The following is a 24,005-nucleotide window of genomic DNA, read 5'->3' on the forward strand; positions in this document are numbered from 1 at the left end:
GCAATAGAGGCTCCGTGAGAACTCGCTTCATCGTCGGCAACTGGAAAATGAATAAGACCGCCTCGGACGCCGGGGCATTCGTTCATCGTCTATCGCAGGAATTGCCCCACCATGCCGGAATCCAGATCGGCCTGACACCGCCATTTACGGCGCTGCACGCCGTACGCGAGGCGCTGGGCCCGGCCTCGGCCGTTCTCCTCGGCGCGCAAAATCTCTATTGGGAAGATAAAGGAGCATTCACCGGCGAAGTGTCCGGGGCGATGCTGAAGGACATCGGTTGCCAGTTTGTCCTCGTCGGCCATTCGGAGCGGCGACAGTATTTCGGCGACCAGGACAGCTGGACGAATAAAAAAGTTCTAGCCGCCCTTCGGCATGGCCTTCAACCGATTCTGTGCGTGGGAGAAACACTCCAGGATCGTGATTCGGGACAGACCGACCTCGTCATTCAAAGACAGCTTCGCGCCGGACTTGCCGGGACCGAGGCACACACGCTTCCAACCCTGACGATCGCCTATGAGCCAGTGTGGGCCATTGGAACTGGGCGGGCTGCGTCACCGGAGCAGGCGGTCCCGGTCCATCGCCTCATCCGCCGAACCATCGGCGAACTGAGCGGAACGGACATAGGAAACCACGTCCGCATTCTATATGGAGGGAGCGTCACACCGCACAATATCGCCGACTTTCTAGCATCCGAAGAAATCGACGGCGCACTTGTCGGCGGGGCTTGTTTAGACCCGGTCTCTTTTGCTACACTCGTCAAAGTCGCAATCGGGTCCAAACCCATCACGGCATAAACACTCAACATGTATACACTACTCATCATCATTCACGTCATCGTCTGCCTGCTCATGATTGGAGCAATCCTGCTGCAGTCCGGGAAAGGCGCTGAAATCGGTGCGGCATTCGGTGGCTCCAGCCAAACCGTATTCGGCAGCCGAGGGCCCGCTAACTTCCTCAGCAAGTTCACCGTCATCACCGCATTTGTCTTCATGTTCACTTCATTGTCTTTGGCCATCATCGCAAAGGACCGGAATTTCGCCTCCACAGTCATCGACCTGAATAAGAAACCAGCCGCCACAACCCCAAGTTCCGCGCCGGCAGAAACCACAACAACCCCTGCCGCTGAATCTCATTCATCCGGCGAGGGTTCGCACTAGCTTCCTCGCCTCACAGCTCCTACTGCATCGCAGGTATCAGCCGAGCACATGACGACAGCTCGCTCGCCACAGCCACGGGCTGTCGCGAATTCGCATGCTATCGAGATGTTCGCGTGGGGAAGATACTGTGATCGATGAGACTGCTAGACGGGAGTCAGCCACTGCCGGTGAGCGGAATCAGTCCCGCCCACCACATCAAAAAATGCTTTTTGTAAGGTTTGCGTGATCGGCCCTGGCTTTCCGCTGCCGATGCGCCGCTGATCGATTTCCGTCACAGGGGTGAGTTCTGCCGCAGTCCCGGTGACAAAGACTTCTTCTGCCACATACATTTCATCGCGCGTGAACCGCTCCTCGACCACGGGAATATTACGCTCCTTCGCCAATTGGATGATGGAGTTGCGCGTAATTCCCTCAAGAATGGAGGTCAATGGAGTCGTTTTTAAGACACCACGTCGCACGATGAACACATTTTCTCCCGTGCCTTCCGCTACATACCCTTCAGGATCCAGCATGATCGCTTCGTCATAGCCATCGGCCTTCACTTCCCGTTTGGCCAGAATGGAGTTGACGTAATAGCCGGAAATTTTCCCGCGCGTCATGGAAACATTCACATGGTGACGCGTAAAGGACGACACTCTGGCTCGAATCCCCTTGGACAGGGCCTCATCGCCCAGATAGGTCCCCCATTGCCAGGCCGCGATGCTCACCTTGATTGGATTCTCAGCAGGGTAGAGCCCCATGGCACCATACCCGATGTACACCAACGGACGAATGTAACAAGCCTCCAACCGATTGACCCGGACGGTTTCGACAATCGCTTCCGAGATTTGCTTCCTGTCGAAAGGCATTTCGATCAACCCGATGTGGGCGGATTCAAAGAGTCGATCCACGTGCTCAGGCAGCCTGAAAATGGCTGACCCGCTCTTCCCCTTGTAGCAGCGAATACCCTCAAACGCTGCCAACCCGTAGTGAAGCGAGTGCGTGAGCACATGAACCTGCGCATCAGCCCAGGCCGCAAACTTCCCATCCATCCATATTTTTTCGCTGGTTTGTAACATGCGCGGGATAATACCAGCGCCTCGCGACGACCGTCAAGACAACCGCACGTAGACATTTCGATGCAGAGTCTTCAGGAATTCCGCCGCTCCCGCCCTCCTTCACGCAGCGGTTCCTGAAGCCAGCTTCGTTCAATGACGCACTAATTCTTGACACCCTCTCTGCGGCTATGATAAACACCCACGTTCTGCTGACGAGGAGAAAGACGCACATGTACGCTATTATCGAGACAGGCGGAAAACAGTATCGAGTGGAAACCGGAACCGTACTCCAAGTGGAGTCACTCCCGGGTGACGTCGGGCATTCTGTGCAGATCGACAAGGTCAAGCTGCTGCATGGCGAGGGCGGACTGGTAGTCGGCCAGCCGGTGGTGGCGGGGGCGACCGTGACAGCGGAAATCATCCGCCAGGGTCGCACCAGATCGATCACGGTCTTCAAGAAGCACCGTCGCAAGAATTATCGCCGTACCAGAGGCCACCGGCAGGGCTTTACGCAGCTGCGGGTCACTGGGATCGAAACGAAGTAACGACTCGAAGGGGAGTTTGCCATGGCAACAAACAAAGGCGGCGGTTCGACAAGGAACGGCCGTGACAGTAACCCACAATACCTCGGTGTCAAAGCCTACGGCGGAGAGACGATCAAGGCAGGCTCCATCATTGTGCGCCAGCGGGGAACGAAGTTTTTCCCAGGCCTCAACGTCGGTTTGGGACGGGATCACACCCTCTATGCCTATGTGTCCGGTGTCGTGAAGTTCGAAGGTGGCCGCGGCCGTCAGAAGGTCAGCGTCTATCCCGTCACAGCGAAGGCCTGATCCCTCCTCAGTCCATACCTTTATTCCTACGGAACAGGTGCCTTCCGTTACAGCATCCCCCATGAGCCGGCGAATACGCTATACTGCTGTTTCTGAATAAACACGCCGGCTCGGGGATCGCTGCCATGTCTACCTTTGTCGATCAAGTCCAAATCCTGGTGAAGGCCGGTCACGGCGGCAACGGCGCCTGCAGCTTTCGGCGGGAAAAGTTCGTCCCTCGCGGCGGCCCTGACGGCGGTGACGGCGGTGACGGCGGCAGCGTCGTGGTTGAAGCCACCACTCGCCTCAGCACCCTGCTGGATCTTCGTTACCAAAAACATTACGAGGCCGAAAAAGGCGAGACCGGAGGAGGCAGCAACTGCCATGGACGCCGGGGCGCCGACGTGCGCATTCCCGTCCCGGTCGGCACCATGGTGTTCGACGAGAACACCCAGGAACTGCTGGCCGATCTCACGAAAGACGGAGAAACCTGCGTCATTGCCAAAGGCGGTCAGGGAGGCCGAGGCAACACCCAATTCGCCACATCGACCAACCGGGTGCCGACACAATTCGAGCCAGGCACTCCCGGCGAAGAGCGATTGCTTCGACTCGATCTCAAGCTCCTGGCCGATGTCGGATTGGTCGGCTATCCGAACGCCGGAAAATCGACACTCATCGCCGCCGTGTCCGCCGCTCGCCCCAAAATTGCCGATTACCCCTTCACCACCCTGACGCCCAACTTGGGCGTGGTACGGTGGACCGGCGAGCAGACCTTTGTCATCGCCGATATTCCAGGATTGATCGAAGGGGCACATGAAGGCAAGGGGCTGGGATTTCAGTTTCTGCGCCACATCGAGCGAACCAGCCTGCTACTCCATGTGATCGACATTTCAGAATGGGCCACCGAGGACCCGGTCGCGAGCCTGGAGATCATGCGCCACGAACTGACCGCCTACGATGACACATTGGCGGCGCGCCCCTTTGCCGTCGTGGGCACAAAACTCGACGTCAAAGGCGAGGGGGAACGGCTCGAACGGCTCCGGAAGTACTGTCAGCGACGCAAGATTCCATTTTTTGCGATTTCGGCAGCCACGCGAGAAGGACTGGACGAGTGCATACGCTACATAGGCCAGCAAGTGGAACTGCTTCGGAAAACCCCGTGCGAGACGAACTCCTAAGACAAGCCAAACGCGTCGTCATCAAGATCGGGAGCAGCCTGATCGCCTCGCGCGAAACCGGCCTGAGCGCCGAGCGGATCGAGCGCCTTGCCGGCGAAATCGCCGAGGTGCGGGCACAGGGGCGCGAGGTACTGGTCGTCTCATCCGGCGCGGTCGTATCCGGCATCAAAAAACTCGGGTTGCGCGAATACCCGAAAAGCCTGCCGCTCAAACAGGCTGCTGCTGCCGTCGGCCAAAGCCTCCTCATGTGGGCCTACGAAAAGGCCTTTGAGCGCCTCACGCTCCGCGTCGCACAGGTGCTTCTCACGCACGAAGACCTCGCCGATCGGCGACGCTTTCTCAACGCCCGGCACACCCTCACCACCTTGATCAAGTTCGGGGTGATTCCGATCATCAACGAAAACGATACCGTCGCGGTCGAGGAAATCCGCGTGGGGGATAACGATACTCTTGCGGCGCAAGTCGCCCACCTCGTCGATGCGGATTTACTGATCATCCTCTCGGACGTCGACGGGCTCTTTACCGTGGACCCCCGCAAGGACCCGACGGCCGCCTTGATTCCACTGATCCCCGAGATTACGGAAGACATCGAACAGCGGGCCGGCATGTCGTCCACCTTCGAAGGCACAGGCGGCATGGCCACCAAAGTACGCGCTGCCAAGAAGGTGGGGGAATACGGCGTCGCCACCCTGATTCTAAATGGCACCCAGACAAGACTCCTTCCGAACGTGCTTTCCGGGCAACCCGGCGGCAGCCTGTTTCTCGCCCGGGAACGACGCATGAACAGTCGCAAACACTGGATTGCGTTTACCCTGCGCCCCCGCGGCCATGTGCAGCTGGACCAGGGGGCCGTCGAGGCACTGGTACGAAACGGCAAAAGCCTCCTGGCATCGGGCATCCTCGATATTACCGGCCATTTCGACGCCGGCGATCCGGTGACCTGCGCCGGTCCTGACGGGAAAGAATGTGCTAAGGGCCTCGTCAATTTCTCCTCAGAGATCCTGACGCGAATCAAGGGGCTCAAGACGGCTGACATCCAAAAAATCCCCGGTCTTCAGGAGTATGAAGAGGTCATTCACCGCGACAACCTGGTGATCCTTTAGCCAGCCGACGACCACCCATACATGGCTCGGGCGCGATGTCACCAACACCCGATCTGAATACCGGTCCGCCGCACACAGACGTTTGCATGGAGCCCGTACAATATGCGCCTGGGACTCTTGGGGGGCAGTTTTAATCCGATCCACCGGTGCCACCTCTCAATTGCCCGATCTGCCCGACAGCTCCTGCAACTGGATCGCGTCCTGTTCATCCCGACCGGTGATCCCCCGCACAAACAACCAGGCACGCTGGCCGCAGCCTCGCACCGGCACCGCATGGTCCAGCTCGCCATCCAGGACACTCCAGAGTTCGCTCTCACGGACATTGAAATCCAACGTTCCGGCAAATCCTATTCCATCGACACGGTCCGCGCGATCCAGCAGGAATACGGCCCCGACACCGTCCTCTTTTTCATTATCGGACTGGATGCGTTTCTGGATCTGCCCTCCTGGAAAGAAGCGGACACCCTCCTGAAGAGCTGTCACTTCGTCGTCATTTCAAGACCGTCCACGAGCTTTCAGGCGATGGCCGCAATCCCGCTCTTCCGGGACGTGCCGCAAACCACCCTAACCGCGCTGGACGAAGTGCGACAAGAACGCGCGGACGTGGCCATCACAAACGGGCAGGCTCTGACATTCCTGCGGTTGCCCCCCTGCGACGTGTCCGCCTCGGAGATCAGGGCACGGCTGCGCAGCGGCGCCTCTCTGGCAAATCTGTTGCCCACCCCTGTCGAATCCTATATACTTCGCGAGGAGTTATACAGGGAGGACAGTGAGCGTCTCTGAATCAAAGGCTAAAGCTCTCGCGGTGGCAAGCGCCATCCTGGACAAAAAAGCCACCGATGTTCTCATCCTGCATATCGCCACACTGACCTCCGTCGCCGACTATCTGGTCATCGGTTCCGGGGAATCGGAGCGTCAAGCGCGGGCAATGGCGGACCACGTGAGCGACGTGCTCACGGCGCAAGGTCACCGGCCGCTCAGCACTGAAGGTGCATCGTCAGCCAAGTGGGTCGTCATGGACTTTGGTGACGTGATCGTCCACATTTTCCAAAAGGATATTCGCGAACACTACGCCCTCGAACGACTGTGGGGCGACGCGGGACAAGTTCGATTGCCGGAAGAGCGGGCCGTGAAAGCCGCTCCCCCGACACGAACCGCCACACGTCCGGCGCGCACCCGGAAACGGGTCTAGCATGTTTCGGCTCCTCTCCACGATCTTCCTCGTCAGCGTCGGCATTTTTCTCTACAGCTATTTTCGCGAACTCAACCCCGGTACGATTACGGTTCGGACCAGCCCGGACGCGCTGTTCGAACTGAGCCCCGTCTCATTAGTCCTGTTCTCGATGGCCCTGGGCGCTACATTGGTGGCTCTCATCGTCACGATCAAAGAAACCTCCCATGTATTCATGAATTGGCGGACCAATCGACTCGTCCGCCGCAAAGAGAAGGTCGATGCCCTGCATCGGGATGGAACCCACGCCTTCATGTCCAAACGGACGGCCGATGCCGTGAACCTGTTTGAACGTGCGCTGGTGATCGATCCGAATCGAACGGATTCGCTGCTCTGGCTGGGGAACATTTACCGCTCCGAGAGCAACTTCACGGAAGCCATCCGCCTCCACCAGCAGGCCCACCGCATCGAAGAACGCAATGTGGAAGTCCTGCTCGAATTGGCCAAGGACCTGGAAGGCGCCCGACGATACGAGGACGCGCTCCAAACGCTTCAGAACATTCTCCGCATCGAGCCGGATAACCTAATGGCGTTGATCCGCAAACGTGATCTGCAAATCCGGCTGGAGAAATGGAGCGATGCGCTCGAAATTCAACACCGGCTGGTCAAAGCGAACCTCCCGGAAAGCGAACGGCGCGCCGAATCGAATCTGCTCCTCGGCTGTATGTATGAAGTCGGACGGCAACTCCTGGAACGCGGACACCCGGACAAAGCCCGTCGCTACTTCCGCGGCGCGATCAAGAAAGATCGGACGTTCCTACCGGCCTACATCGGTATCGGTGAGATTTTAGTCCGTGAAGGAAAAACCAAAAACGCGGTCGAAATTCTCAAGAAGATCTATGCCAAGACTCGCAGCATCATCATCCTGCACCGGCTGGAAGAACTCTTTTTGGAGCTGGGCGAGCCGGACGAGATCATCCGTGTCTACCAGGAGGCGCTCCAGCAGGACCCTCACAATGCCGTGATCCAGTTTTATCTCGGGAAACTCTACTATCGACTCGAAATGGTCGATGAGGCCTATGACGTGCTCGCAACACTCGATGGGACACAGGAACAACTCGTCGACTACCATAAGATCATGGCCAACCTGTACCTGCGTAAGCAGCATATGGACGAGGCCGTAGGAGAGCTCAAGAAGGCCTTGGGCTTCAAGAAACGGGTCGTGGTACCCTACCAATGCACCCAGTGCCACCATGAACTGGCCGAATGGTCAGGCCGTTGCCGGCGATGCGGACGATGGAACACCTACGTCGCCCTTCCCTGGCGGGACGCGAACCAGCCCGATACCGACCAGGACGGCCAGGCTTCGCGCATCCCGAACGTCCCTTATCAAGGCATTGCATCTCCATTTGAAACCGTGTAGGGTTTCTCCGCCCTTTTTTCTTTTCACAGACACGGCCTCCGCCCACGGGTCTCCCGATCGGGAATCAAGGTTCGATCTGTCTTTTCGAGGAGTAGCGTGCATGACTGACTTCACGATCCTGGCCGACAAGGCCTTGCGGGACGAAATACTCACCCACGAGGAATCCCTCGCCGTATTGCAGACACCGGACTCCCGACTGCTGGAACTCTTGCAGGCGGCGTTCACCGTCCGTGAACGCTACTTCGGCAAGACGGTTCGCCTGCAAATGCTCTTGAACGCCAAGAGCGGCGCTTGCCAGGAAGACTGCGGCTACTGTTCGCAATCGGCCATCTCCAAAGCACCGATCGAACGCTACGGACTGCTCACCCAAGACCAGATGGTCACCGGCGCCCGCCGCGCGGCGGCTGCAAAAGCCCAGCGATATTGTATCGTCATCAGCGGACGCAGCCCGATCGATCGGGACATTGCCGATATCGCCTCCGCCGTTCGCTCCATCAAGCAGGAAGTTCCGATTCAGATTTGTTGCTCGCTGGGGCTCCTCAATGAACGCCAGGCGAAAGACCTGAAAGCCGCCGGGGTGGACCGAATCAATCACAACCTGAACACGAGCGAAGCCTATCACCCCGAGATCTGCACGACACACACCTTTCAGGACCGGCTGGCCACCATCCGGCACGCTCGGACGGCCGGACTCGAAATCTGTTCCGGTGGTATCGTTGGAATGGGAGAGAGCGATGAAGACCTGATCGATCTCGCCCTGGCCCTCCGTGAGGTCAAACCGGACTCGATTCCCATCAACACGCTTCACCCGGCATCCGGTACTCCAATGGAGCATTGCGCCCCCCTGACGCCGCAACGATGCCTGAAGGCCCTGTGCCTCTTCCGGCTCCTGCACCCGCGAACGGAGATCCGTATCGCCGGGGGCCGTGAACACAACCTGCGCAGCTTGCAACCGCTCGCGCTCTATCCGGCGGATTCAGTGTTTGTAAACGGATACCTCACCACGCCGGGTCAACCGGCGGCAGAGGTGTGGCGAATGATCGAAGACCTGGGTTTCGAGATCCAGGTGGACGCAGTGCCGACCAAGCAGGGAATTCCTGCGTCAGAGCCAGTCGCGGGCCTTCATTCGTAACGGAGCCCCTCAACCAGCGGTTGCCGGCCGGCCCAACGGGCCGGCCAGAACCCGGCGAGGAGCGAAGCGACCAGAGCCAGCACCGCCACTTCCGCCATCAACCCCAGGGGCCATGACACCTGGATCGTCCAGCCGAACGACTGCCGGTTGATGACCCGGATTAAAATCCAGGCGAGCGCAAGCCCCCCAACGAGTCCCATCGCCGTTCCCAACAGGCCCAGATAGCCGGCTTCCCAGAGAATCAGAGCCGTAATCTGTCCCCGGCTGCTGCCCAGCGCCTGCAACGTGGCCAACTCCCGACGCCGCTCGACCACCGACGTCACCAAGGTGTTGATGATCCCCAGCATGGCGATAATGATCGCGATGGCCTCCAACACATAGGTCAATGTGAAGGTCCGGTCGAAAATTCGAAGGATCTCCCGGCGCAATTCTCCGTTGCTTAACACCGTCGGCAGCAGGTTCCCGCGGGAGCCATCGGCCAAGGTTGCAAGCAGGGCGGCTCTGGCCTGTTCCAGATCGACTTCCGGATCGATATACACAGGAAACACCGTCACGCCGTCATCGTTCCACCAGTGCTGGTACAGAGACCGGTCGATGACGATCTTCCCGCCATCGGTCGCGTAGTCGTAAAAGACCCCCAGAACCGGCAACGATTTTTCCCCCACCGGCGTCGAAATCGACAACTGACTGCCCCTGATCACATGCAGGTGATTGGCCACCACCTCCGAGAGGATAGCCCCTTCTCCTGCTGCGGCACGAGTCAGGATTGCCGCCGAGTCACCCTCGAGAAACAGATATCGGCTTCGTGCCGCATGGAGCGCCAGATCTCTGGATACCAACGCGATCGGCCGCCCCTCCAGTTCGATGCGTACATCGCGGTACGCATCGACCGCCGACACATGCGTGGCCCCGGCCAGACGGGTTCGCCAGGAACCAGGGAGGGCCTGGCTCGACGACCCACCGCGAACCACATGCGGCCACCCGGCCGGAGCCACGATGAAATCGGCCATGACCGTCTGATCGATCCACATCTCGACCGTGTTGCGAAAACTCCGAATCATCACCATGACCCCGACCATAATCGCGACCCCGACGAGAAAGGCAGAGACGGTCACTGCATTCCGGCCGATTCCCCGCGTCGTCTGCTCCCGCGCAATGTGGCGAATGGCGCCCCCCAACGAAGGCGAAGCCGAAGCGGCGCCCAACTCTCGGGTACGGCAAACCCACTGCATGAGGATCGGAACCAGGCAGGAGAGACCGGCAAGCAGACAGAACGTCGCCAGATACCCGAAGACCGGAACCCCGCCGACTGGTCCGGCTAGCGCGCATCCCAGCGCGAAGAGCAGCAGGCCTCCACCCACCACCCCCAGTGAGGCAGCACGAACTCGCTGGGCAACATCATATTCCCCAGGAGCAAGGGCCGCGACCACCATGGTACGTCCGGCATCCAAGCTGGGCCCCAGCGCTCCCAGGATTGACACCCCGCTACCAATCACAATCGCTTCGGTTAACAGCCGGACAGATCCTGGCGGAAAGCCGAAGGTTCTTGGCGCATCAGCCATCGGGACATAGAGGTCCTGGATGGTCCGACCGACCAACCCGACGAGTACATTCCCCAGAACCAGGCCCAGACTACCCCCCAGGACCCCTCCGGCCACACCGAACACTCCCGCCTCCGCGAGGAACAGACCCACGACCATAGGCTCCGACATCCCGATCGCCCGCAGGATTCCCACCTCCCGCCGGCGTTGCGCCACAGTAAAGGACACGGTGTTGTAAATCAGGAACATCCCGATCAGCAGCCCCACCATACTCAGAACGGAAAGGTTCAATTGAAATGCGCCTACCATAGATTCGACTTGCTGGCTGCGTTGGATCGGACGGCGCACCGTGACAGCCGGAGGCAGAATCCTTGTGATCGCCTCGGCCACCTGTTCGACCGACGAGGAGGGCTGCGTCACCACGTCGATTCGATCCAACCGGCCGCTCAAACCGAAGGTCCGTTGAAAAGCCGCAATATCCATCACGGCCAGACGGTCCCATGCCGACGGCCCCTCGGCCCTACGACCCATCACCCCCGTGACCGCAACGGACACTTCTCGTCCACCGGCTTCAAGGTTCAGCAGCGCCTTTGGGCCGACTCCCAATTCAGAGGCCAGACCCTGCCCGAGCAGGAGTCCGCTTGGAGCCAGGAGGCCGTCCATTTCATCTCCCTCACCTGGTCGCCACAGAGTCTCCAACGTCGCAGGGAGGCGCCCTTGCATGGAATTCAACTCATCCAGCAGATCCAGTCCAAGGATGAGGAACGATTGAGAACGGCCGGCCACTCGAACCCCGAGCTCTCCCACCGGTTTAGCTGAATCCACACCGGCGATACCTCTCACGGAAGCAATCAGGCGCTCGTCCATGCCCGCTTCTCCGGCCGATACCTCCAGTGTGACCGGACCGGCCACGGCTAAGACCGAATCCTCGAACGATCGGAGGACGTCCACGTTGGCAGTCTGGACCGCAATCGTCGCCGCAACCCCCAACCCGACGCCGATGATCGTAAGGAGCGTGCGACCGGGATGAGTGGACAAATGTGTCCATCCAAGACGGGCACAGACCTCGAATAGGGCAGAGGAAATCAGCGGCATCGGCAGACCTACCGGAACAACACTCTAGTAATTGTTTTTACAGATTTACCCAGATATGCTAAGATTACGTTCAGTAGAATTTGGGGTACAATATCTATATGGCACTACGCAAACGACCTCAAGCCAGAAAGCCAGCGAAGACCACCAAGGCCGCTTCACCGACCAAGAAGAGAAAACCTGCAAGGGTCGTAAAGCCGGCGCCCGTGCGCGCGAAACGATCCGAGGGACTGACGCCCAGGCAGAAAGAAATTCTGAAACTGGTGTCCCAAGGAAATACCAACCGCGACATCGCCCGCCGCCTGGATATCAGCGTGCGCACCGTTGAGGTGCATCGCTTCAATTTGATGCGGCGCTTGAAAGTCCGCAACGTCGCGCAGCTGCTTCGTCAGGCGTTACAACAAGGATTCCTTCCGAAGAACTTCGCCTTCCGCTAACACTCCATGCGCCGGTTCCTGTACGGAACCGGCGCACCTTTTTTACAGCTCTTTCAGTTTCCCCCGACATTCCTCAAGCGACTGCTTGCCCCGCATGGCCAACTCAGCCGCCAGCTCGCGCTCCAATCGCTCAAACACCCCCGCACCTTCTTCGACCAGCGCCGTCCCCACCTGGACAGCCGACGCACCGCACAGCACATGCTCAAAGGCATCGACTCCCTGCACGACTCCACCGGTCCCGATGATGGGGATACGTCCCTCCAACAACTTCCAAAACGCTCGCACATTAGCCAGCGCAACCGGCTTGATCAACGATCCCCCCAACCCGCCGAACCCGCCCTTCGGCTTGATGACCGGCATTTCGCGCTTCGCGTCCACAACCAGACCGTTCCCCACAGAGTTGATCAAATTGAGGTAATCGACCCCGCAGCGTCGAATCACGTCCGCCATCACCGCGTGGTGCGCCGGATCGAAATAGGGCGGCAATTTCACGCCCATTGGAACGGTGATGAGCGGTCGCACCCGCTTGAGCAACCGTTCCGAATCGACCGGATCATAGGCGATCTGCGGCTTACCGGGAATGTTCGGGCAGGAGAGATTGACCTCGATGAGATCGGGTCGCGCCTGATTGATCACACGCGCCATGGTGAGAAAGTCGTCCTCGCACAGGCCGGCAATGCTGGCAATCACTGGCTTTCCGAACCGGGTGAGTTCGGGGATCATCTCCGCATAGGCTCGATACCCGAGATTCGGCAGCCCCATGGAATTGATGGACCCCCCCGGAAATCCGTAATACCGCGGTTCAGGATTACCGACCCGTGGCTCCAGGGTCATCGATTTAGTCACGATGGCACCGGCCCGGGAACGCCCCAGCGTAATGAGTTCCTCCCGCGTCACACAGAGCGCTCCGGAGGCATTCATGAAGCAGGTCGGGAATTTTACTCCCGCAATAGTGACGCTCAAATCCATGCTGATCCTTTCTCCCGACAGGACATGGAACAACCCCGCCGTTGTTCCTCCCCCATCCTCTTTGAAATTCGCGACGCATTATTCATGACGCCTCTCTCCGAGCGACGAGCCGCCTTCACGAACATAGTACACAACCGTTCGGCCTAGTGCCGGACACAATTCACCAGCCGGCCATCCCGCATATGCCACACATAGTCGGCTGCGTCGGCCGCACTATCGCTGTGCGTCACCAGCAACACCGAGTGACCAAACCGTTGCGGTAACGTACGGAACAGGCTGACGATGTCCGCCCCTTGCTTGGAATCGAGATTCCCGGTCGGTTCATCCGCCAGTACAAGTCGTGGCCGATGCACGATCGCCCGGGCAATCGCGACACGCTGCTGTTCCCCTCCCGACAACTCGCCGGGCCGGTGCGAACGTCGCCTGTCCATCCGCACCGCTTCCAAGACTTCGTTGACCCGCTCGGCCACCGCAGCCCCCCGCTCCCCCTTCAGCAGCAACGGCAAGGCAACATTCTCCGCAACCGTCAGGCCGGGAATAAGGTGGAAGGCCTGAAAGACAATTCCGATCAACTCGCGTCGCAAGCGGGTCCATTCGGTGGCGCTCGCATGGGTCACAGGCCGGTTCTCAATGGCGATGATTCCCGCAGTGGGCTGATCCAACCCTCCGATCAGATTCAGCAACGTGCTCTTCCCGCACCCGCTCGGCCCGACGAAGGCACAGAACTCTCCCGCCTTCACGTCGAGGGTCACGTCCTGCAACGCCGACACAAGCGTCTGCCCGCGGCGATATTCTTTCGAAAGATTCTGCACCCGTACCAGCATGTTGGTGGGATCTTGCATGATAGGAATCGATAGCCCTAACGGAGTGCGGAAGCATCCGGCAGATGCATGCAACCGGCACATTGCCGAGCCTCTGGAATCGCTCCGATGCAGGCGAGTGGTCCTATACCACACCCGGTTTGTACCCCACAACCTTGACGGCTGAGGGGTCTTCCGTACACAATCCCAACGCGCGTCCGTCACGCCTCTTGGACCTAGACAATGAGCTCACACGCACTGTTCGCAGGCATCCTCAGGCAAGCCACACGACTCGTGCTCCCGTCGGACTGCACGACCTGTGAACAGCCCCTCACGGACGATCCCACGCCGTTCTTCTGCCGCCAATGCTGGGAACTGATTCGACCGCTACAAGGGCCCTCCTGCCCGCGATGCCACCGCCCTTTCGCCTCCCCTTTCGCGACAACCCATAGCCCGACTCACGAATGCCATGACTGCCGTACCCGCACACCGCACTATTCGCAGGTGTGGGCGGCCTATGCCTACTGCGCACCGCTCCAGGAGGCCATTGCCCTCTTCAAATATCGCGGAAAGGTGGTGCTGGCGGATGCGCTGGGCGCGTTGCTCGCCCGGGCTCTTCCCGCAGATCTGAATGCGGATCTCCTCATGCCGATCCCGCTCCACCCCGACCGCCTTCGGCAGCGAGAATTTAATCAATCACTCTTGCTCGCCGACCGCGTCGGACCTGTACTGAGGAGACCCGTATCCTATCGAAACCTGGTTCGCATCGTCGATACCGCCCCCCAGACCACGCTCCCCCGCTCCGCACGCCTGCAGAACCTTCACCAGGCGTTCGCCCTGCGCGCCCCAGGGGAAGTGACCGACAAGCGCGTCCTCCTCATCGACGATGTCTTCACCACGGGCACCACAGCCAACGAATGCGCCAAAGTCCTGCTCAAAGCCGGTGCCGAAGACGTTGCAGTGCTCACGCTCGCGCGTTCCGTGGATGCCGGCATGGTGCCGGAGACCTGGCTCCCGCCATCGGCCTTCGATCAACCGCACGCCTTGAGGGTCTAACTATGCCGATCTACGAATATCGCTGTCGCCAATGTGGGAAACGAACTACCCGCCTGATCCTCAGCATCAGCGCTGCGCCCCAACAGACATGCGGCCACTGTCAGAGCCCGGATCTGGAACGACTGCTCTCCCGGTTTGCCTCTCCCAAATCGGAAGAAGCACGCCTTGAGGCCCTGTCCGATCCAAGCCATCTGAGCGGATTTGACGAAAACGACCCGCAGAGTATGGCCCGGCTCATGAAAAAAATGGGGCAGGAAATGGGAGAAGACCTCGGGGATGACGTCGAAGCGGCGATGGAAGGCGGGGGCGCTGCTCCACCCGGAATGGACCAGACCGACTTCGAGTGACTGCCCCGGTCATGAATATTCACTTGACAGGATTAGCCTTGTCTCCTACCATCAGCGAAGAAATGGTTACTCGGCTGATTCCTATGCGCCTACGTACAGCTCCATCGACTCTTCACTGTCGCCGCCATCACGAGCGAGGCTGCCGATAATGTTTGCCGGCGAATACCTCTGTAAAGTCGACGACAAGGGACGCTTCCTGATCCCCTCCCCCCTTCGAGAACGGCTCGAGGCCGAGGGCAATCAGGTCATGTTCGTGAAGAATACCGAGCAGACACTCTGGATGTACTCAGCCAAGGAATGGGAAAAGGTCCTGGAACGGACCAGGATCACCCTGGATGAGGACCAGAGCCGCCTGTTCATGCACCATGTGATGTCGCAAGCCGGCACCTCGGATATCGATAAGGCCGGCCGCGTGCTGATCCCGAGCCGTCTTCGTAAGCTCGTCCCGATGGATGAAGATCAGGAAATCTTCCTCGTGGGAATGTATCACCGCCTGGAAGTCTGGGGTCCGTCGGAGTGGCGACGGTATCTCACCAGGACGGAAGACCGGTACGAGCAGGATATGGCGAAGATCCAAAATCTTCTCTAGTTGATAGGCAGGCCCTTGCGCCGCGTGTCCCGCCATCGACAGTCCTCCATCCCGATTCGGACGACCTCCTTCAGACCCCCGGTTCAGAAGGCATCGTTTTCTGCGCAGGAGCCAGTTCTGCCGCGCCCAGCCATCCACACGCGTACTCCGGCAATGGCCATCACGTCCGCTCCACCGTCCGTTCGAGTGACGGCAGATTCCATCGCACTCACGTTACCCGTCCCACCCAGCGTCAATCACCAATATGCCACGGTCAACGGGCGCCGCCTGCTCTCCGCCAAAGGCCGTGCGTTCAAGGAATTGGTCGGGCAACAAATTCTGGTTGCGCTTGCCCAATCGCCTCATCGTGGTACTCTAAGACGAACCTTGAGCCAGGCGAGCCTCTCGTTATCCATCCAATTTTTCTTCGCCTCGGCCTTGCGTCGGGATACCGACGGGGGACTCAAGATCGCGCAAGACGCATTATGTGAGGGCCTGGGACTGAACGACAATCGGGTGGTCGAAACTCACCTCTACAAGTATCAGGATCGCGACAATCCTCGCATGGAAATACTGTTGTCGGTGGCGACGCCTGCGGCACCTGTCTCCGCTTGTCCCGCCTCGCGTGAGGCCCCGCTTGTGGTGAACCCGGACCATCGATCCGACAGCCGGCGAGAGCGATAGCACAGAGCAGGGAGACCGCCGGAACGCGACAGGCCTGCGACGCTCATACGTTATGCCATACCGACCCATCACCATCGATGCCCTGCAAATCGGGATGCACGTCGCCAAGCTGGACGTGGCCTGGTTCCGTTCGCCCTTCATGCGGCATTCGTTCCTGATCCGGACCGACGAACAGATCGAGAAGTTGCGACACGCCGGGGTGAAACATCTCTCCATCGACCCCGCCAAGGGGCTGGATCTCCCGGGAACGCCCGCTTCGACTCCAAACAAACCCAACGTCGTGGTGCAGCCCTCGTCCACACCTACATCGAGTACGCCGGAGGTGCGCTCCCTCGCCGCGATGACGCAGGAACTGCTGACGGCGAGAGCGGCTCGCGCCCAGCTCGAAGCGTCGGTGCAGACCACCTTCTCGCGGATTGCCAAAATCGGCATCGTCGATCCGGAGGAAGCCACGCACACCGTGCACGCGATCAGCGCCGTCGCTCAAGCGCTCAACAGCCATGCCCTCTTCATGGCCTTCAGCCAGGGGCGCGAGGGCCATGCGCCGCTCAGCCAGCATGCCCTTGCCACCTGCAGCTTTTCGATGATTCTGGCGCATGCGGCAGACTACAACCTCATGGCCATCCAGGAATTAGCCACCGGCGCACTGCTCCACGACATCGGCCTCATGCAGGTCCCGCCGAACATTCTCCAACGGATTCACGACACCTCGACCACCCTCTCCGAACAGAACCGGCGGACCTATGAAGCCCACGCGCGCGGAGGCGCCATTCTGCTCGAACGCCGGGACGGCTTCTCACCGGCGGTGGGACAGATCGTGGCGGAGCATCATGCCTATCTGAACGGAAGCGGATTTCCCGCAGAAACCGGCGGCGCGTTCACTTCAGACATGACACGGATCGTGATGGTCACGGATCGCTACGACGAGTTGCTGACTGGATTCGGCGGCGCTTCGCCGCTCACCCCGCACCAGTCATTGCAGCGGCTCTATCAGGAAGGGCAGGAAGGCAGATACGAAAACCGGCTGATCTCTCTCTTCGTCAAAGTGATGGGGATTTATCCGGTGTATAGCTATGTCTCGCTGACCACCGGCGAGCGGGCCATCGTGTCCGTCATCAACTCAGGAAAACTGCACCAGCCCATCGTCACCATCACCCACGATCCCTCGGGACAACCCTACATCGTCCCGCTTGTCATCGATCTGGCCAACCAGGACGCAGAAGCTCCTCCCCGTGGGATACGTTCCGTGCTGGGGACCATCCCCACGGAATTCGAACGATCCTTTCACTAATCCTCACCGAGCTCCACTCGCACCCAGCCGGAACTATCTCACGGCCCAGGCCAAACGGTTCGGGCTGAAACGTTATTCGTAGCGCAGTGCTTCGATCGGATTGAGTCGAGCGGCTTTGTTGGCGGGATAGAGTCCAAAAAATAGTCCCACGGCCAGCGAGAACACAAAAGCGGTCATGATCGCATCGAACGAGATGATGGTCGGCCATCCCGCAATCACTGTGGTCAGTCGAGCGCCGACAATGCCGACGATTACGCCGATGACACCGCCGAACAGACTCAGCGTCACCGCCTCGATCAGAAACTGCATCAGAATGTGCAGCCGCTTGGCCCCCACCGCCATGCGGACCCCGATTTCCCTCGTCCGCTCCGTCACGGACACCAACAGGATATTCATGATGCCGATCCCGCCGACGAGCAGCGAGACCGACGCGATGGCAAAGAGCATGACTGTCAGCGTCTGGCTCGTGCTCTCCTGCACCTTTCCGATATCGACTTGCGTCCGGATGGTGAAATCGTCCGCCTGCTCGCCCTGGAGACGATGTCGCGCCCGCAAGACCTCCCGAATCTGATCGACCGCCTCGGGCAAATCCGCGCTCTGTTCCGTGGACGCAAACAAGGCCCCGACCGATCCCAGAAACTGACTGCCGAACACCTTCCGCTCCGCAGTCGTGAAGGGGATAAAAATCACATCGTCCTGATCCGAGCCCTGAGCCGACTGGCCCTTGGGAGCCAGCACACCGACAACCTGAAACGGCACATTCTTGATGCGAATCGTCGCACCGATCGCATCCTCGCCGGAATCAAAGAGATTTTCCAGCGTCGTCTGTCCGATCAGCGCCACGCGAGCCGCGCTCTCCAAGTCGGTGTGCGTAAACGGTCCTCCACTGGTGAACGACCAGTCCCGAATCGTGAGATAACTCGGAGAGATCCCGTTGACGGGCCCGTTCCAGTTGCGGTTGCCGTTGACGATTTGCATGACATCCCGCTTGGCCCAGCCGGTGTCCGACAACAGGGGACTTCGCTTTTTCAAGTCGGCTGCGTCTCCGACTGTTAACGTTACGGCACCGCCCTGTCCGCCCCGCACCCCGCCGACGGTGGTGGATCCCGGCATGATGATGATCACGTTGGTCCCCATGCTAGCCACCTGTGCCTGCACTGCCGCGCGGGCGCCCTGCCCGATACTCACCATCGCAATCACCGCGCCCACACCGATGACGATGCCGAGCATGGTCAGGCCGGCGCGAAGCCGGTTCCGACTGAGAATACGCAGCGCGGTCATCACGGTGAGAAGAATAAAAGCCGGCATGGGCCCCCTACGGCACGACGGTCAGATGCGGGGCTCGCCGTACGTCCTGGGTGATCTGGCCGTCCTTCATGACCAGTTCGCGGGAGGCGTAGGCGGCGATATCCGATTCGTGGGTCACCAGGATGATGGTGATGCCATCTTCACGGTTGAGTTCCTCGAGAATATTCATGATTTCCCGGCTCGATGCGGTATCGAGGTTGCCTGTCGGTTCGTCGGCAAAAAGAATCGAGGGGGCCCCGACCAGCGCCCGCGCAATAGCCACACGCTGTTGCTGGCCTCCGGAGAGCTGGGTTGGATAGTGCTGCTCCCGACCGGCCAATCCGACTCGCTGCAGGGCTGCGGCAGCCTGTTTTCGCTGTTCCTTGATCGAGAGGCCCCGATAAAACAGCGGCAATTGAGCGTTCTCCAACGCGCTGGTCCGGGGAATCAGATTGAAGCTTTGGAATACGAAGCCGATCTGCCGGTTGCGAAGCTCGGCCAGGAGATCCGGTTTTGCCGTCGCCACATCCAAACCATCCAGCTGATACAGACCACGCGTGGGTTGGTCGAGACAGCCGAGAATATTCATCAGGGTCGACTTGCCCGATCCTGACGTGCCCATCACCGCCACAAATTCACCGCGATCGATGGTGAGGTTGATGCCCCGTAGCGCCTGCACCTCAACGTCGCCGACACGGTAAATCTTCCAGAGGTCTTCGCAGACGATCAACGGGGCCATGCTGTCCTTAAACGAAGAAACCTGGTTTGCAACTAGGCTTTACTCAGCCTGATCGAATGCAGACAAAAGCGACTTTGCTAATACTGTCGGTTCACTAGTGGAAAGCCGGATTGCTTTGCTCATAACTGGCTCAAAACCTTTCCCTGGTCCAAGATTTGCCAAAGGCGTGAATGTCCAGGCATCATCAAATTCGATTTCAACAGCCCTAGCAGCTTGTGTAAAAGCTCTGTAACTCTTAAATCCTGCAATTCGAAGCATAGGTTCAAAGATGCCTTGCCACTTCTTCGGATGAGCCACGCCCTCAAAAGATTCAGCCGCCGCATGAAGGATCTGTCTACCTAGATCCTCAGTGACATTTTGATCGCAAACAATGGGACTACCGTTGCTGATCCACACACCCGCAGTTGTTCTTGATGAGGAATCGAGATACACCTTCTGATTTATCTGATACGACATGAGTAGCTGCATAATGCATTGATCTAATCTGAATGAACTAGCTACATCCCCCGATCGCGCCGACCGCCGCGCTGTTGTCCGCCTCCGAAGCCCGGTGGAAGTTCTCCGCTCTTGCGATCCCCACGCGGAGAGTCGATCCCGATGATGACCTGGTCCCCCTCATTGATCGAAGCCGAACTGATTTCAGCGTAGGCCCCGTCTGAAATGCCCATCTCGACAGGGACTCGCTCCAAGGCCTCGTCGACCCCCTGCTTCCAAATGGCCAACTGACGGATCGCCGCGTCGGATGTCCCACCTGCGGACATACGGCCGCCGCCCTCACCCTTGGCTGGTCTTCCCGAAGCCTGTTCATCGCGCACCGTCTTGGGCGGGGTAAAGCGCAGGGCCGAATTCGGCACTTTGAGAATGTTCTCTTTCTTCGCCACGACAATGGAGACGTTCGCCGTCATGCCCGGCTTCAGGCGAAACGCCGGGTTCTCGAATTCGACCACAACATCGTAGGTCACCACATTCTGGATGTTGATCGGCGCATTTCTCACCTGCCGCACCCGACCCTGAAACTGTTCCCCGGGATAGGCATCCACTGTGAACGAGGCCGCTTTTCCCTCGGCGATCCCGCCGATGTCGGCTTCGCTGACGTTGGTATCGACCTGCATCTTCGTGACATCTTCGGCGATCAAAAACAGCATGGGGATGGTAAAGCTGGCTGCGATCCGCTGCCCGACCTCGACGAGGCGCGAAATCACCACGCCGTCGACCGGTGAACGGATCACCGTATACTTCAAATCCAACTCGGCCGCCTGCAGCATCGCTTCCGCCTGCTTGACGGCAGCCTCCGTGACTTTGAGCTGCGCCACCGCGCCTTCTGAGGCGGTCAACGCGACGTCCACTTCGTTCTGCGAGATGAATTGCTGGCCGATCAGCGACTTGGCCCGGTCCAGTTCACGGCGCCGTTGGGCCAGATCGATCCGGGCCTTATCGAACGCCGCCTTGGCGTTCGCCAGGCTCGCAACCGCCTGATCGCGTCTGGCCTGGTAAGGGAACGGATCGATACGGGCCACCACCTGATTCGCCGTGACCTTGGAATTGAAATCGGCATGGAGGCTCTCGATCATGCCCGACACCTGACTGCCGACCTGAATCGTGGTGATGGGATTGATCGTTCCCGTCGCCGTGACCAGCGAGACGATGGTGCCCCGTTCGATAGGAACCGTGCGATAGCGCACAACGGCCTTTCGCTCGCCGTTGAAGAACACATAGCCGGCGATGGCAAGGCCCAGCGCAAGGACTCCGACGATGACTCCGATCCGACGCATGGACAGGCCCCTTCTCCCTCGAACAACGCGGTCATTCTAGCAGGAAACGATTTTGCGATGCAGTACCGCGACACTCGGCCTGGCTTGGCAGAACAGCGCCGGCGCAGAAAACACAAAGGCCGTTTGCCTGTGACGGCAAACGGCCTTCCGAACCGATCTGTCCGCTATGAGCGGACGTTCATGACACGACTAGGGACTGACCGTGATGCGGTCCTTGATATCGTCGAAGACGTCCTTCGGAACCACATTCTTGGCCACCAGCTCACCCTTCACGCGGTACGGGCGATTACTCACGATCCGGTCGGCCACATCCTGGCTGACACCCAGCGTCAGAACCAAATCGGTCGACGGCGCCTTATTGATATTCAGCAAGGACACCGGCGGAGCCGCAGCCTCGACAGGTCCGCCGAAAGGAGTGGGAGATGACGCCGACTTCGCTGCTGACGCACCGCGGGACAACGGCGCAGTCAATTCCGCGGGGACCGACGAGCTCAGGGAACGCGAACGCTCCTTCATTTCTTTTTGATACCGCGCGACCAACGACTTCAGTTGCTCATTGTGTCGGCGAGCTTCGTCATACTCCTGCTTGATGTTTCGATTCTGCGCGCTCAGCTGCTTGACCTTGTCTTCCAATTCCTTGGTCCGGACGTCAATGGTATCGCGCTCCTTGTCCCGACCATGCTGGATCCGCTGCAGTTCATCCCGGGCAATCTGGCTTTCCGACCCGAACTTGGCGTTGAGATCCTTCAGCGTCTTGACCTGTTGCTCCAGCGCATTCTTCTGCGCCCGCGCCCGCTCCAGGTCTCCCCGAACGGTGTCGGCATCGGCAAGCGCCTCATGATATTTCTTGTCACTTACGCACCCGCTGACGGCCATCGCACTCATCAGCGCGAGCCCAGCCATCCACACATGCCTCATGCGACCCTCCCTGTTCGATCTGGACCGATCGGACCTCGTCTCTCTTGTTGTGTGTATGCCATCATCTCAACTTTGTCAACAAGTTTGCCGATTGCGAAGCGCCTGCCGGTGAGTCGCTCGCAGTCCGCGGCGACTCCGCAAATGTCGACGACGCTTGACTGGCAGGGAGCAGTCTGGGAATATGCAATCACCGTTCAGCAAAACCCCGTAACCAACCACCAGCACACTCACAGACCATCCTAATCAGACTATTATGATGAACTGGGGCCCGGAGCTCGCGATCATTCTCGGCATCATCGAAGGACTGACGGAGTTTCTTCCCGTCTCCTCGACAGGCCATCTCATTCTCGTCGGGCACGCGCTTGGATTCACCGGAGACATCGCCTCGAACGTCGAGATCTCGATCCAGCTGGGATCGATTCTCGCCATCATCGCCTACGAACGCACCAAGCTGGCCTCGCTGGCCTCGCACGCATTCCGTGAGCAGCGTGACTTCCGGTCGCTCGTGGCCGCCCGAGGGAATGCCTCGTGGGCAACTCTCATTCAACAGTCCATTCAAGCCCAGCCCAATCTCTGGTTCGTCATCGGCCTGGGACTAGCCTTTTTACCCGCGGCACTCGTGGGATTCCTCGCCCATAAGTCGATCAAGACCTATCTTTTCTCGCCGACGACCGTGGCGATTTCGCTGATCGTCGGCGGCATCATCATCCTGGTGGTCGAACGCATGCGGGACCGCGTGCGCGTGAAGGAACTGCTCCAAGTCACCCCCCGCTTGGCGATCTGGGTCGGCATCGCCCAATGCGCCTCCCTGATTCCCGGCATGTCCCGTTCCGGATCCACGATTGTCGGCGGACTGCTGGCCGGCCTCGACCGTCGCGTCGCCACGGAATATTCCTTCTTCCTGGCACTCCCGACGATGATCATCGCGACCATCTATCAGATGCTGAAATCTCAAGCCGCCTTCAGCCAGGACGACTACGTCGCGCTTGGCATCGGCCTAGTGGTCTCGTTCGCCGTGGCCTGGGCCGTCATCGCCGCCTTTCTCACCTATGTGCAACGCCACAGCCTGAGCGTCTTCGCCTACTACCGTATGGTGTTGGGCGTCATCGTGCTGCTGGTCGTCCGCTAATTACACTCATACCAAGGAGCCGAGTGACCATGGCAAACCAAATGGACAGCGTCCACGTCTACGACACCTGGGTCAAAGGAAAGAACGGCAAACTCCACTTCGACGTGATGACCACAAGTCAGGAGAAGGCCCTCGTCCTCGCCAAGCAATATCTGGTGGGAATCGGTGAACCGAACGCGGTCATCACCCTTAAGGAATGCCAGTTCTGCCACAGTGAACCACTGGTCATGTTTTCGGAAGAGCAGCAGCGCCAGTTCCGGGAACAGGGCGGCTTCATCATTACGATGCCGGTCTGATTGGGAAGAATGAAGCGATTAGTTTGAAGCGCTGACTGTGAAGAGTTTCAGGGCGCTCAAAAAGGCCGA

At 59.3% G+C, this 24,005-nt stretch carries 27 protein-coding genes; 18 read left to right on the forward strand and 9 right to left on the reverse strand.

All coding sequences use genetic code 11. The annotated features are described in order from the left end of the window. The first annotated feature begins 14 nt into the window (after positions 1–14). Together tpiA and secG are read left to right on the forward strand one after the other, a co-directional pair. The gene (gene tpiA / locus NSND_RS08495; protein ID WP_080878610.1) at positions 15–794 is read left to right on the forward strand and encodes a triose-phosphate isomerase; all 780 of its coding nucleotides are present in this window, start codon (positions 15–17) and stop codon (positions 792–794) included. A gap of 9 nt (positions 795–803) precedes the next feature. Next, positions 804–1,157: a preprotein translocase subunit SecG gene (secG, locus tag NSND_RS08500; protein WP_080878611.1), complete on the forward strand. Its 354-nt coding sequence runs from the start codon at positions 804–806 to the stop codon at positions 1,155–1,157. Between the two features lie 143 nt (positions 1,158–1,300). Here secG and NSND_RS08505 read toward each other — a convergent pair whose 3' ends face one another. Beyond that, a complete protein-coding gene (locus NSND_RS08505; protein ID WP_080878612.1) occupies positions 1,301–2,215 on the reverse strand; it encodes a branched-chain amino acid transaminase in 915 nt (304 codons plus the stop codon). A 209-nt stretch (positions 2,216–2,424) separates the two neighbouring features. On the opposite strand from NSND_RS08505, the gene rplU reads away from it, so the two are divergent. From rplU to bioB, 8 genes are all read left to right on the forward strand, one after another. After that, positions 2,425–2,739, forward strand: a complete 315-nt coding sequence (rplU, locus tag NSND_RS08510) for a 50S ribosomal protein L21 (protein WP_013247687.1) — start codon at positions 2,425–2,427, stop codon at positions 2,737–2,739. 21 nt (positions 2,740–2,760) lie between these two features. Further along, on the forward strand, positions 2,761–3,024 hold the full coding sequence (gene rpmA / locus NSND_RS08515) for a 50S ribosomal protein L27 (protein WP_013247686.1): 264 nt from the start codon (positions 2,761–2,763) through the stop codon (positions 3,022–3,024). A gap of 125 nt (positions 3,025–3,149) precedes the next feature. Beyond that, positions 3,150–4,181 carry a GTPase ObgE gene (obgE, locus tag NSND_RS08520; RefSeq protein WP_080878613.1) on the forward strand — a complete coding sequence of 344 codons (1,032 nt, stop codon included), beginning with the start codon at positions 3,150–3,152 and terminating at the stop codon, positions 4,179–4,181. Continuing rightward, the gene (gene proB / locus NSND_RS08525) at positions 4,163–5,284 is read left to right on the forward strand and encodes a glutamate 5-kinase (protein WP_080878614.1); all 1,122 of its coding nucleotides are present in this window, start codon (positions 4,163–4,165) and stop codon (positions 5,282–5,284) included. Before obgE ends, proB begins: the two co-directional genes overlap by 19 nt. A 102-nt stretch (positions 5,285–5,386) precedes the next feature. Next, positions 5,387–6,067 carry a nicotinate-nucleotide adenylyltransferase gene (nadD, locus tag NSND_RS08530; protein ID WP_080878615.1) on the forward strand — a complete coding sequence of 227 codons (681 nt, stop codon included), beginning with the start codon at positions 5,387–5,389 and terminating at the stop codon, positions 6,065–6,067. A gap of 22 nt (positions 6,068–6,089) precedes the next feature. Then, the gene (gene rsfS / locus NSND_RS08535) at positions 6,090–6,476 is read left to right on the forward strand and encodes a ribosome silencing factor (protein WP_235000207.1); all 387 of its coding nucleotides are present in this window, start codon (positions 6,090–6,092) and stop codon (positions 6,474–6,476) included. Position 6,477: 1 nt separating this feature from the next. Continuing rightward, a complete protein-coding gene (locus NSND_RS08540) occupies positions 6,478–7,878 on the forward strand; it encodes a tetratricopeptide repeat protein (RefSeq protein WP_080878617.1) in 1,401 nt (466 codons plus the stop codon). A gap of 100 nt (positions 7,879–7,978) precedes the next feature. Continuing rightward, positions 7,979–9,010 carry a biotin synthase BioB gene (gene bioB / locus NSND_RS08545; RefSeq protein WP_080878618.1) on the forward strand — a complete coding sequence of 344 codons (1,032 nt, stop codon included), beginning with the start codon at positions 7,979–7,981 and terminating at the stop codon, positions 9,008–9,010. Here bioB and NSND_RS08550 read toward each other — a convergent pair. Further along, the gene (locus tag NSND_RS08550; protein ID WP_080878619.1) at positions 9,001–11,646 is read right to left on the reverse strand and encodes an ABC transporter permease; all 2,646 of its coding nucleotides are present in this window, start codon (positions 11,644–11,646) and stop codon (positions 9,001–9,003) included. The two genes, bioB and NSND_RS08550, sit on opposite strands and share 10 nt — an antisense overlap. A 203-nt stretch (positions 11,647–11,849) precedes the next feature. On the opposite strand from NSND_RS08550, the gene NSND_RS08555 reads away from it, so the two are divergent. Continuing rightward, positions 11,850–12,080: a response regulator transcription factor gene (locus NSND_RS08555; protein WP_200810514.1), complete on the forward strand. Its 231-nt coding sequence runs from the start codon at positions 11,850–11,852 to the stop codon at positions 12,078–12,080. 42 nt (positions 12,081–12,122) lie between these two features. On the opposite strand, the gene NSND_RS08560 is transcribed toward NSND_RS08555, so the two are convergent. Continuing rightward, positions 12,123–13,049: a dihydroorotate oxidase gene (locus NSND_RS08560; protein WP_080878621.1), complete on the reverse strand. Its 927-nt coding sequence runs from the start codon at positions 13,047–13,049 to the stop codon at positions 12,123–12,125. A gap of 143 nt (positions 13,050–13,192) precedes the next feature. Beyond that, entirely contained in the window at positions 13,193–13,891 is a 699-nt protein-coding gene (locus tag NSND_RS08565; protein WP_080878622.1) for an ABC transporter ATP-binding protein, read from the reverse strand. A 201-nt stretch (positions 13,892–14,092) separates the two neighbouring features. Between NSND_RS08565 and NSND_RS08570 the strand changes: the two genes are divergently transcribed. The 5 genes from NSND_RS08570 to NSND_RS08590 all read left to right on the forward strand — a co-directional run bounded on the left by NSND_RS08570 (position 14,093) and on the right by NSND_RS08590 (position 17,795). Continuing rightward, positions 14,093–14,905, forward strand: coding sequence for a ComF family protein (locus tag NSND_RS08570; protein ID WP_080878623.1), 813 nt, complete (start codon positions 14,093–14,095; stop codon positions 14,903–14,905). 2 nt (positions 14,906–14,907) lie between these two features. After that, positions 14,908–15,252 (forward strand): FmdB family zinc ribbon protein, encoded by a 345-nt coding sequence (locus NSND_RS08575; RefSeq protein ID WP_080878624.1) that lies wholly within the window; start codon positions 14,908–14,910, stop codon positions 15,250–15,252. Between the two features lie 148 nt (positions 15,253–15,400). Further along, a complete protein-coding gene (locus NSND_RS08580; RefSeq protein WP_013247673.1) occupies positions 15,401–15,841 on the forward strand; it encodes a division/cell wall cluster transcriptional repressor MraZ in 441 nt (146 codons plus the stop codon). 153 nt (positions 15,842–15,994) lie between these two features. Continuing rightward, complete coding sequence (locus tag NSND_RS08585; protein WP_080878626.1) at positions 15,995–16,504, forward strand: RusA family crossover junction endodeoxyribonuclease; 510 nt, start codon at positions 15,995–15,997, stop codon at positions 16,502–16,504. Positions 16,505–16,556: 52 nt separating this feature from the next. Continuing rightward, positions 16,557–17,795 (forward strand): HD-GYP domain-containing protein, encoded by a 1,239-nt coding sequence (locus tag NSND_RS08590; RefSeq protein ID WP_080878627.1) that lies wholly within the window; start codon positions 16,557–16,559, stop codon positions 17,793–17,795. 72 nt (positions 17,796–17,867) lie between these two features. Here the strand turns inward: NSND_RS08590 and NSND_RS08595 are convergent, their stop codons facing one another. The 5 genes from NSND_RS08595 to NSND_RS08615 form a co-directional block, all read right to left on the reverse strand. After that, complete coding sequence (locus NSND_RS08595; protein ID WP_080878628.1) at positions 17,868–19,103, reverse strand: ABC transporter permease; 1,236 nt, start codon at positions 19,101–19,103, stop codon at positions 17,868–17,870. Positions 19,104–19,110: 7 nt separating this feature from the next. After that, the gene (locus tag NSND_RS08600; protein ID WP_080878629.1) at positions 19,111–19,821 is read right to left on the reverse strand and encodes an ABC transporter ATP-binding protein; all 711 of its coding nucleotides are present in this window, start codon (positions 19,819–19,821) and stop codon (positions 19,111–19,113) included. A 39-nt stretch (positions 19,822–19,860) separates the two neighbouring features. Then, positions 19,861–20,277: a hypothetical protein gene (locus NSND_RS08605; protein ID WP_143833474.1), complete on the reverse strand. Its 417-nt coding sequence runs from the start codon at positions 20,275–20,277 to the stop codon at positions 19,861–19,863. A 41-nt stretch (positions 20,278–20,318) separates the two neighbouring features. Next, complete coding sequence (locus NSND_RS08610; protein ID WP_080878631.1) at positions 20,319–21,593, reverse strand: efflux RND transporter periplasmic adaptor subunit; 1,275 nt, start codon at positions 21,591–21,593, stop codon at positions 20,319–20,321. A gap of 189 nt (positions 21,594–21,782) precedes the next feature. Then, positions 21,783–22,511 (reverse strand): hypothetical protein, encoded by a 729-nt coding sequence (locus NSND_RS08615; RefSeq protein WP_080878632.1) that lies wholly within the window; start codon positions 22,509–22,511, stop codon positions 21,783–21,785. Between the two features lie 253 nt (positions 22,512–22,764). Between NSND_RS08615 and NSND_RS08620 the strand changes: the two genes are divergently transcribed. Then, on the forward strand, positions 22,765–23,640 hold the full coding sequence (locus NSND_RS08620) for an undecaprenyl-diphosphate phosphatase (protein ID WP_200810515.1): 876 nt from the start codon (positions 22,765–22,767) through the stop codon (positions 23,638–23,640). 29 nt (positions 23,641–23,669) lie between these two features. Beyond that, positions 23,670–23,936 (forward strand): DUF2024 family protein, encoded by a 267-nt coding sequence (locus tag NSND_RS08625; RefSeq protein WP_143833475.1) that lies wholly within the window; start codon positions 23,670–23,672, stop codon positions 23,934–23,936. Positions 23,937–24,005: the final 69 nt, after the last annotated feature.

Origin of the sequence: Nitrospira sp. ND1, from assembly GCF_900170025.1 — a bacterium.
Lineage (GTDB): Bacteria > Nitrospirota > Nitrospiria > Nitrospirales > Nitrospiraceae > Nitrospira_A.

What these genes read in the sequence shown, in the direction of transcription:
- NSND_RS08505 (WP_080878612.1), bottom strand. Translation starts at nt 2,215, where the DNA reads ATGTTACAAACCAGCGAAAAAATATGGATGGATGGGAAGTTTGCGGCC.
- NSND_RS08620 (WP_200810515.1), top strand. Translation starts at nt 22,765, where the DNA reads ATGATGAACTGGGGCCCGGAGCTCGCGATCATTCTCGGCATCATCGAA.
- secG (WP_080878611.1), top strand. Translation starts at nt 804, where the DNA reads ATGTATACACTACTCATCATCATTCACGTCATCGTCTGCCTGCTCATG.
- obgE (WP_080878613.1), top strand. Translation starts at nt 3,150, where the DNA reads ATGTCTACCTTTGTCGATCAAGTCCAAATCCTGGTGAAGGCCGGTCAC.
- NSND_RS08550 (WP_080878619.1), bottom strand. Translation starts at nt 11,646, where the DNA reads ATGCCGCTGATTTCCTCTGCCCTATTCGAGGTCTGTGCCCGTCTTGGA.
- bioB (WP_080878618.1), top strand. Translation starts at nt 7,979, where the DNA reads ATGACTGACTTCACGATCCTGGCCGACAAGGCCTTGCGGGACGAAATA.
- NSND_RS08590 (WP_080878627.1), top strand. Translation starts at nt 16,557, where the DNA reads ATGCCATACCGACCCATCACCATCGATGCCCTGCAAATCGGGATGCAC.
- rplU (WP_013247687.1), top strand. Translation starts at nt 2,425, where the DNA reads ATGTACGCTATTATCGAGACAGGCGGAAAACAGTATCGAGTGGAAACC.
- NSND_RS08575 (WP_080878624.1), top strand. Translation starts at nt 14,908, where the DNA reads ATGCCGATCTACGAATATCGCTGTCGCCAATGTGGGAAACGAACTACC.
- NSND_RS08560 (WP_080878621.1), bottom strand. Translation starts at nt 13,049, where the DNA reads ATGGATTTGAGCGTCACTATTGCGGGAGTAAAATTCCCGACCTGCTTC.
- NSND_RS08600 (WP_080878629.1), bottom strand. Translation starts at nt 19,821, where the DNA reads ATGGCCCCGTTGATCGTCTGCGAAGACCTCTGGAAGATTTACCGTGTC.
- NSND_RS08625 (WP_143833475.1), top strand. Translation starts at nt 23,670, where the DNA reads ATGGCAAACCAAATGGACAGCGTCCACGTCTACGACACCTGGGTCAAA.
- NSND_RS08615 (WP_080878632.1), bottom strand. Translation starts at nt 22,511, where the DNA reads ATGAGGCATGTGTGGATGGCTGGGCTCGCGCTGATGAGTGCGATGGCC.
- rpmA (WP_013247686.1), top strand. Translation starts at nt 2,761, where the DNA reads ATGGCAACAAACAAAGGCGGCGGTTCGACAAGGAACGGCCGTGACAGT.
- NSND_RS08585 (WP_080878626.1), top strand. Translation starts at nt 15,995, where the DNA reads ATGGCCATCACGTCCGCTCCACCGTCCGTTCGAGTGACGGCAGATTCC.
- NSND_RS08570 (WP_080878623.1), top strand. Translation starts at nt 14,093, where the DNA reads ATGAGCTCACACGCACTGTTCGCAGGCATCCTCAGGCAAGCCACACGA.
- NSND_RS08540 (WP_080878617.1), top strand. Translation starts at nt 6,478, where the DNA reads ATGTTTCGGCTCCTCTCCACGATCTTCCTCGTCAGCGTCGGCATTTTT.
- nadD (WP_080878615.1), top strand. Translation starts at nt 5,387, where the DNA reads ATGCGCCTGGGACTCTTGGGGGGCAGTTTTAATCCGATCCACCGGTGC.
- NSND_RS08565 (WP_080878622.1), bottom strand. Translation starts at nt 13,891, where the DNA reads ATGCAAGATCCCACCAACATGCTGGTACGGGTGCAGAATCTTTCGAAA.
- NSND_RS08605 (WP_143833474.1), bottom strand. Translation starts at nt 20,277, where the DNA reads ATGTCGTATCAGATAAATCAGAAGGTGTATCTCGATTCCTCATCAAGA.
- NSND_RS08580 (WP_013247673.1), top strand. Translation starts at nt 15,401, where the DNA reads ATGTTTGCCGGCGAATACCTCTGTAAAGTCGACGACAAGGGACGCTTC.
- NSND_RS08610 (WP_080878631.1), bottom strand. Translation starts at nt 21,593, where the DNA reads ATGCGTCGGATCGGAGTCATCGTCGGAGTCCTTGCGCTGGGCCTTGCC.
- NSND_RS08595 (WP_080878628.1), bottom strand. Translation starts at nt 19,103, where the DNA reads ATGCCGGCTTTTATTCTTCTCACCGTGATGACCGCGCTGCGTATTCTC.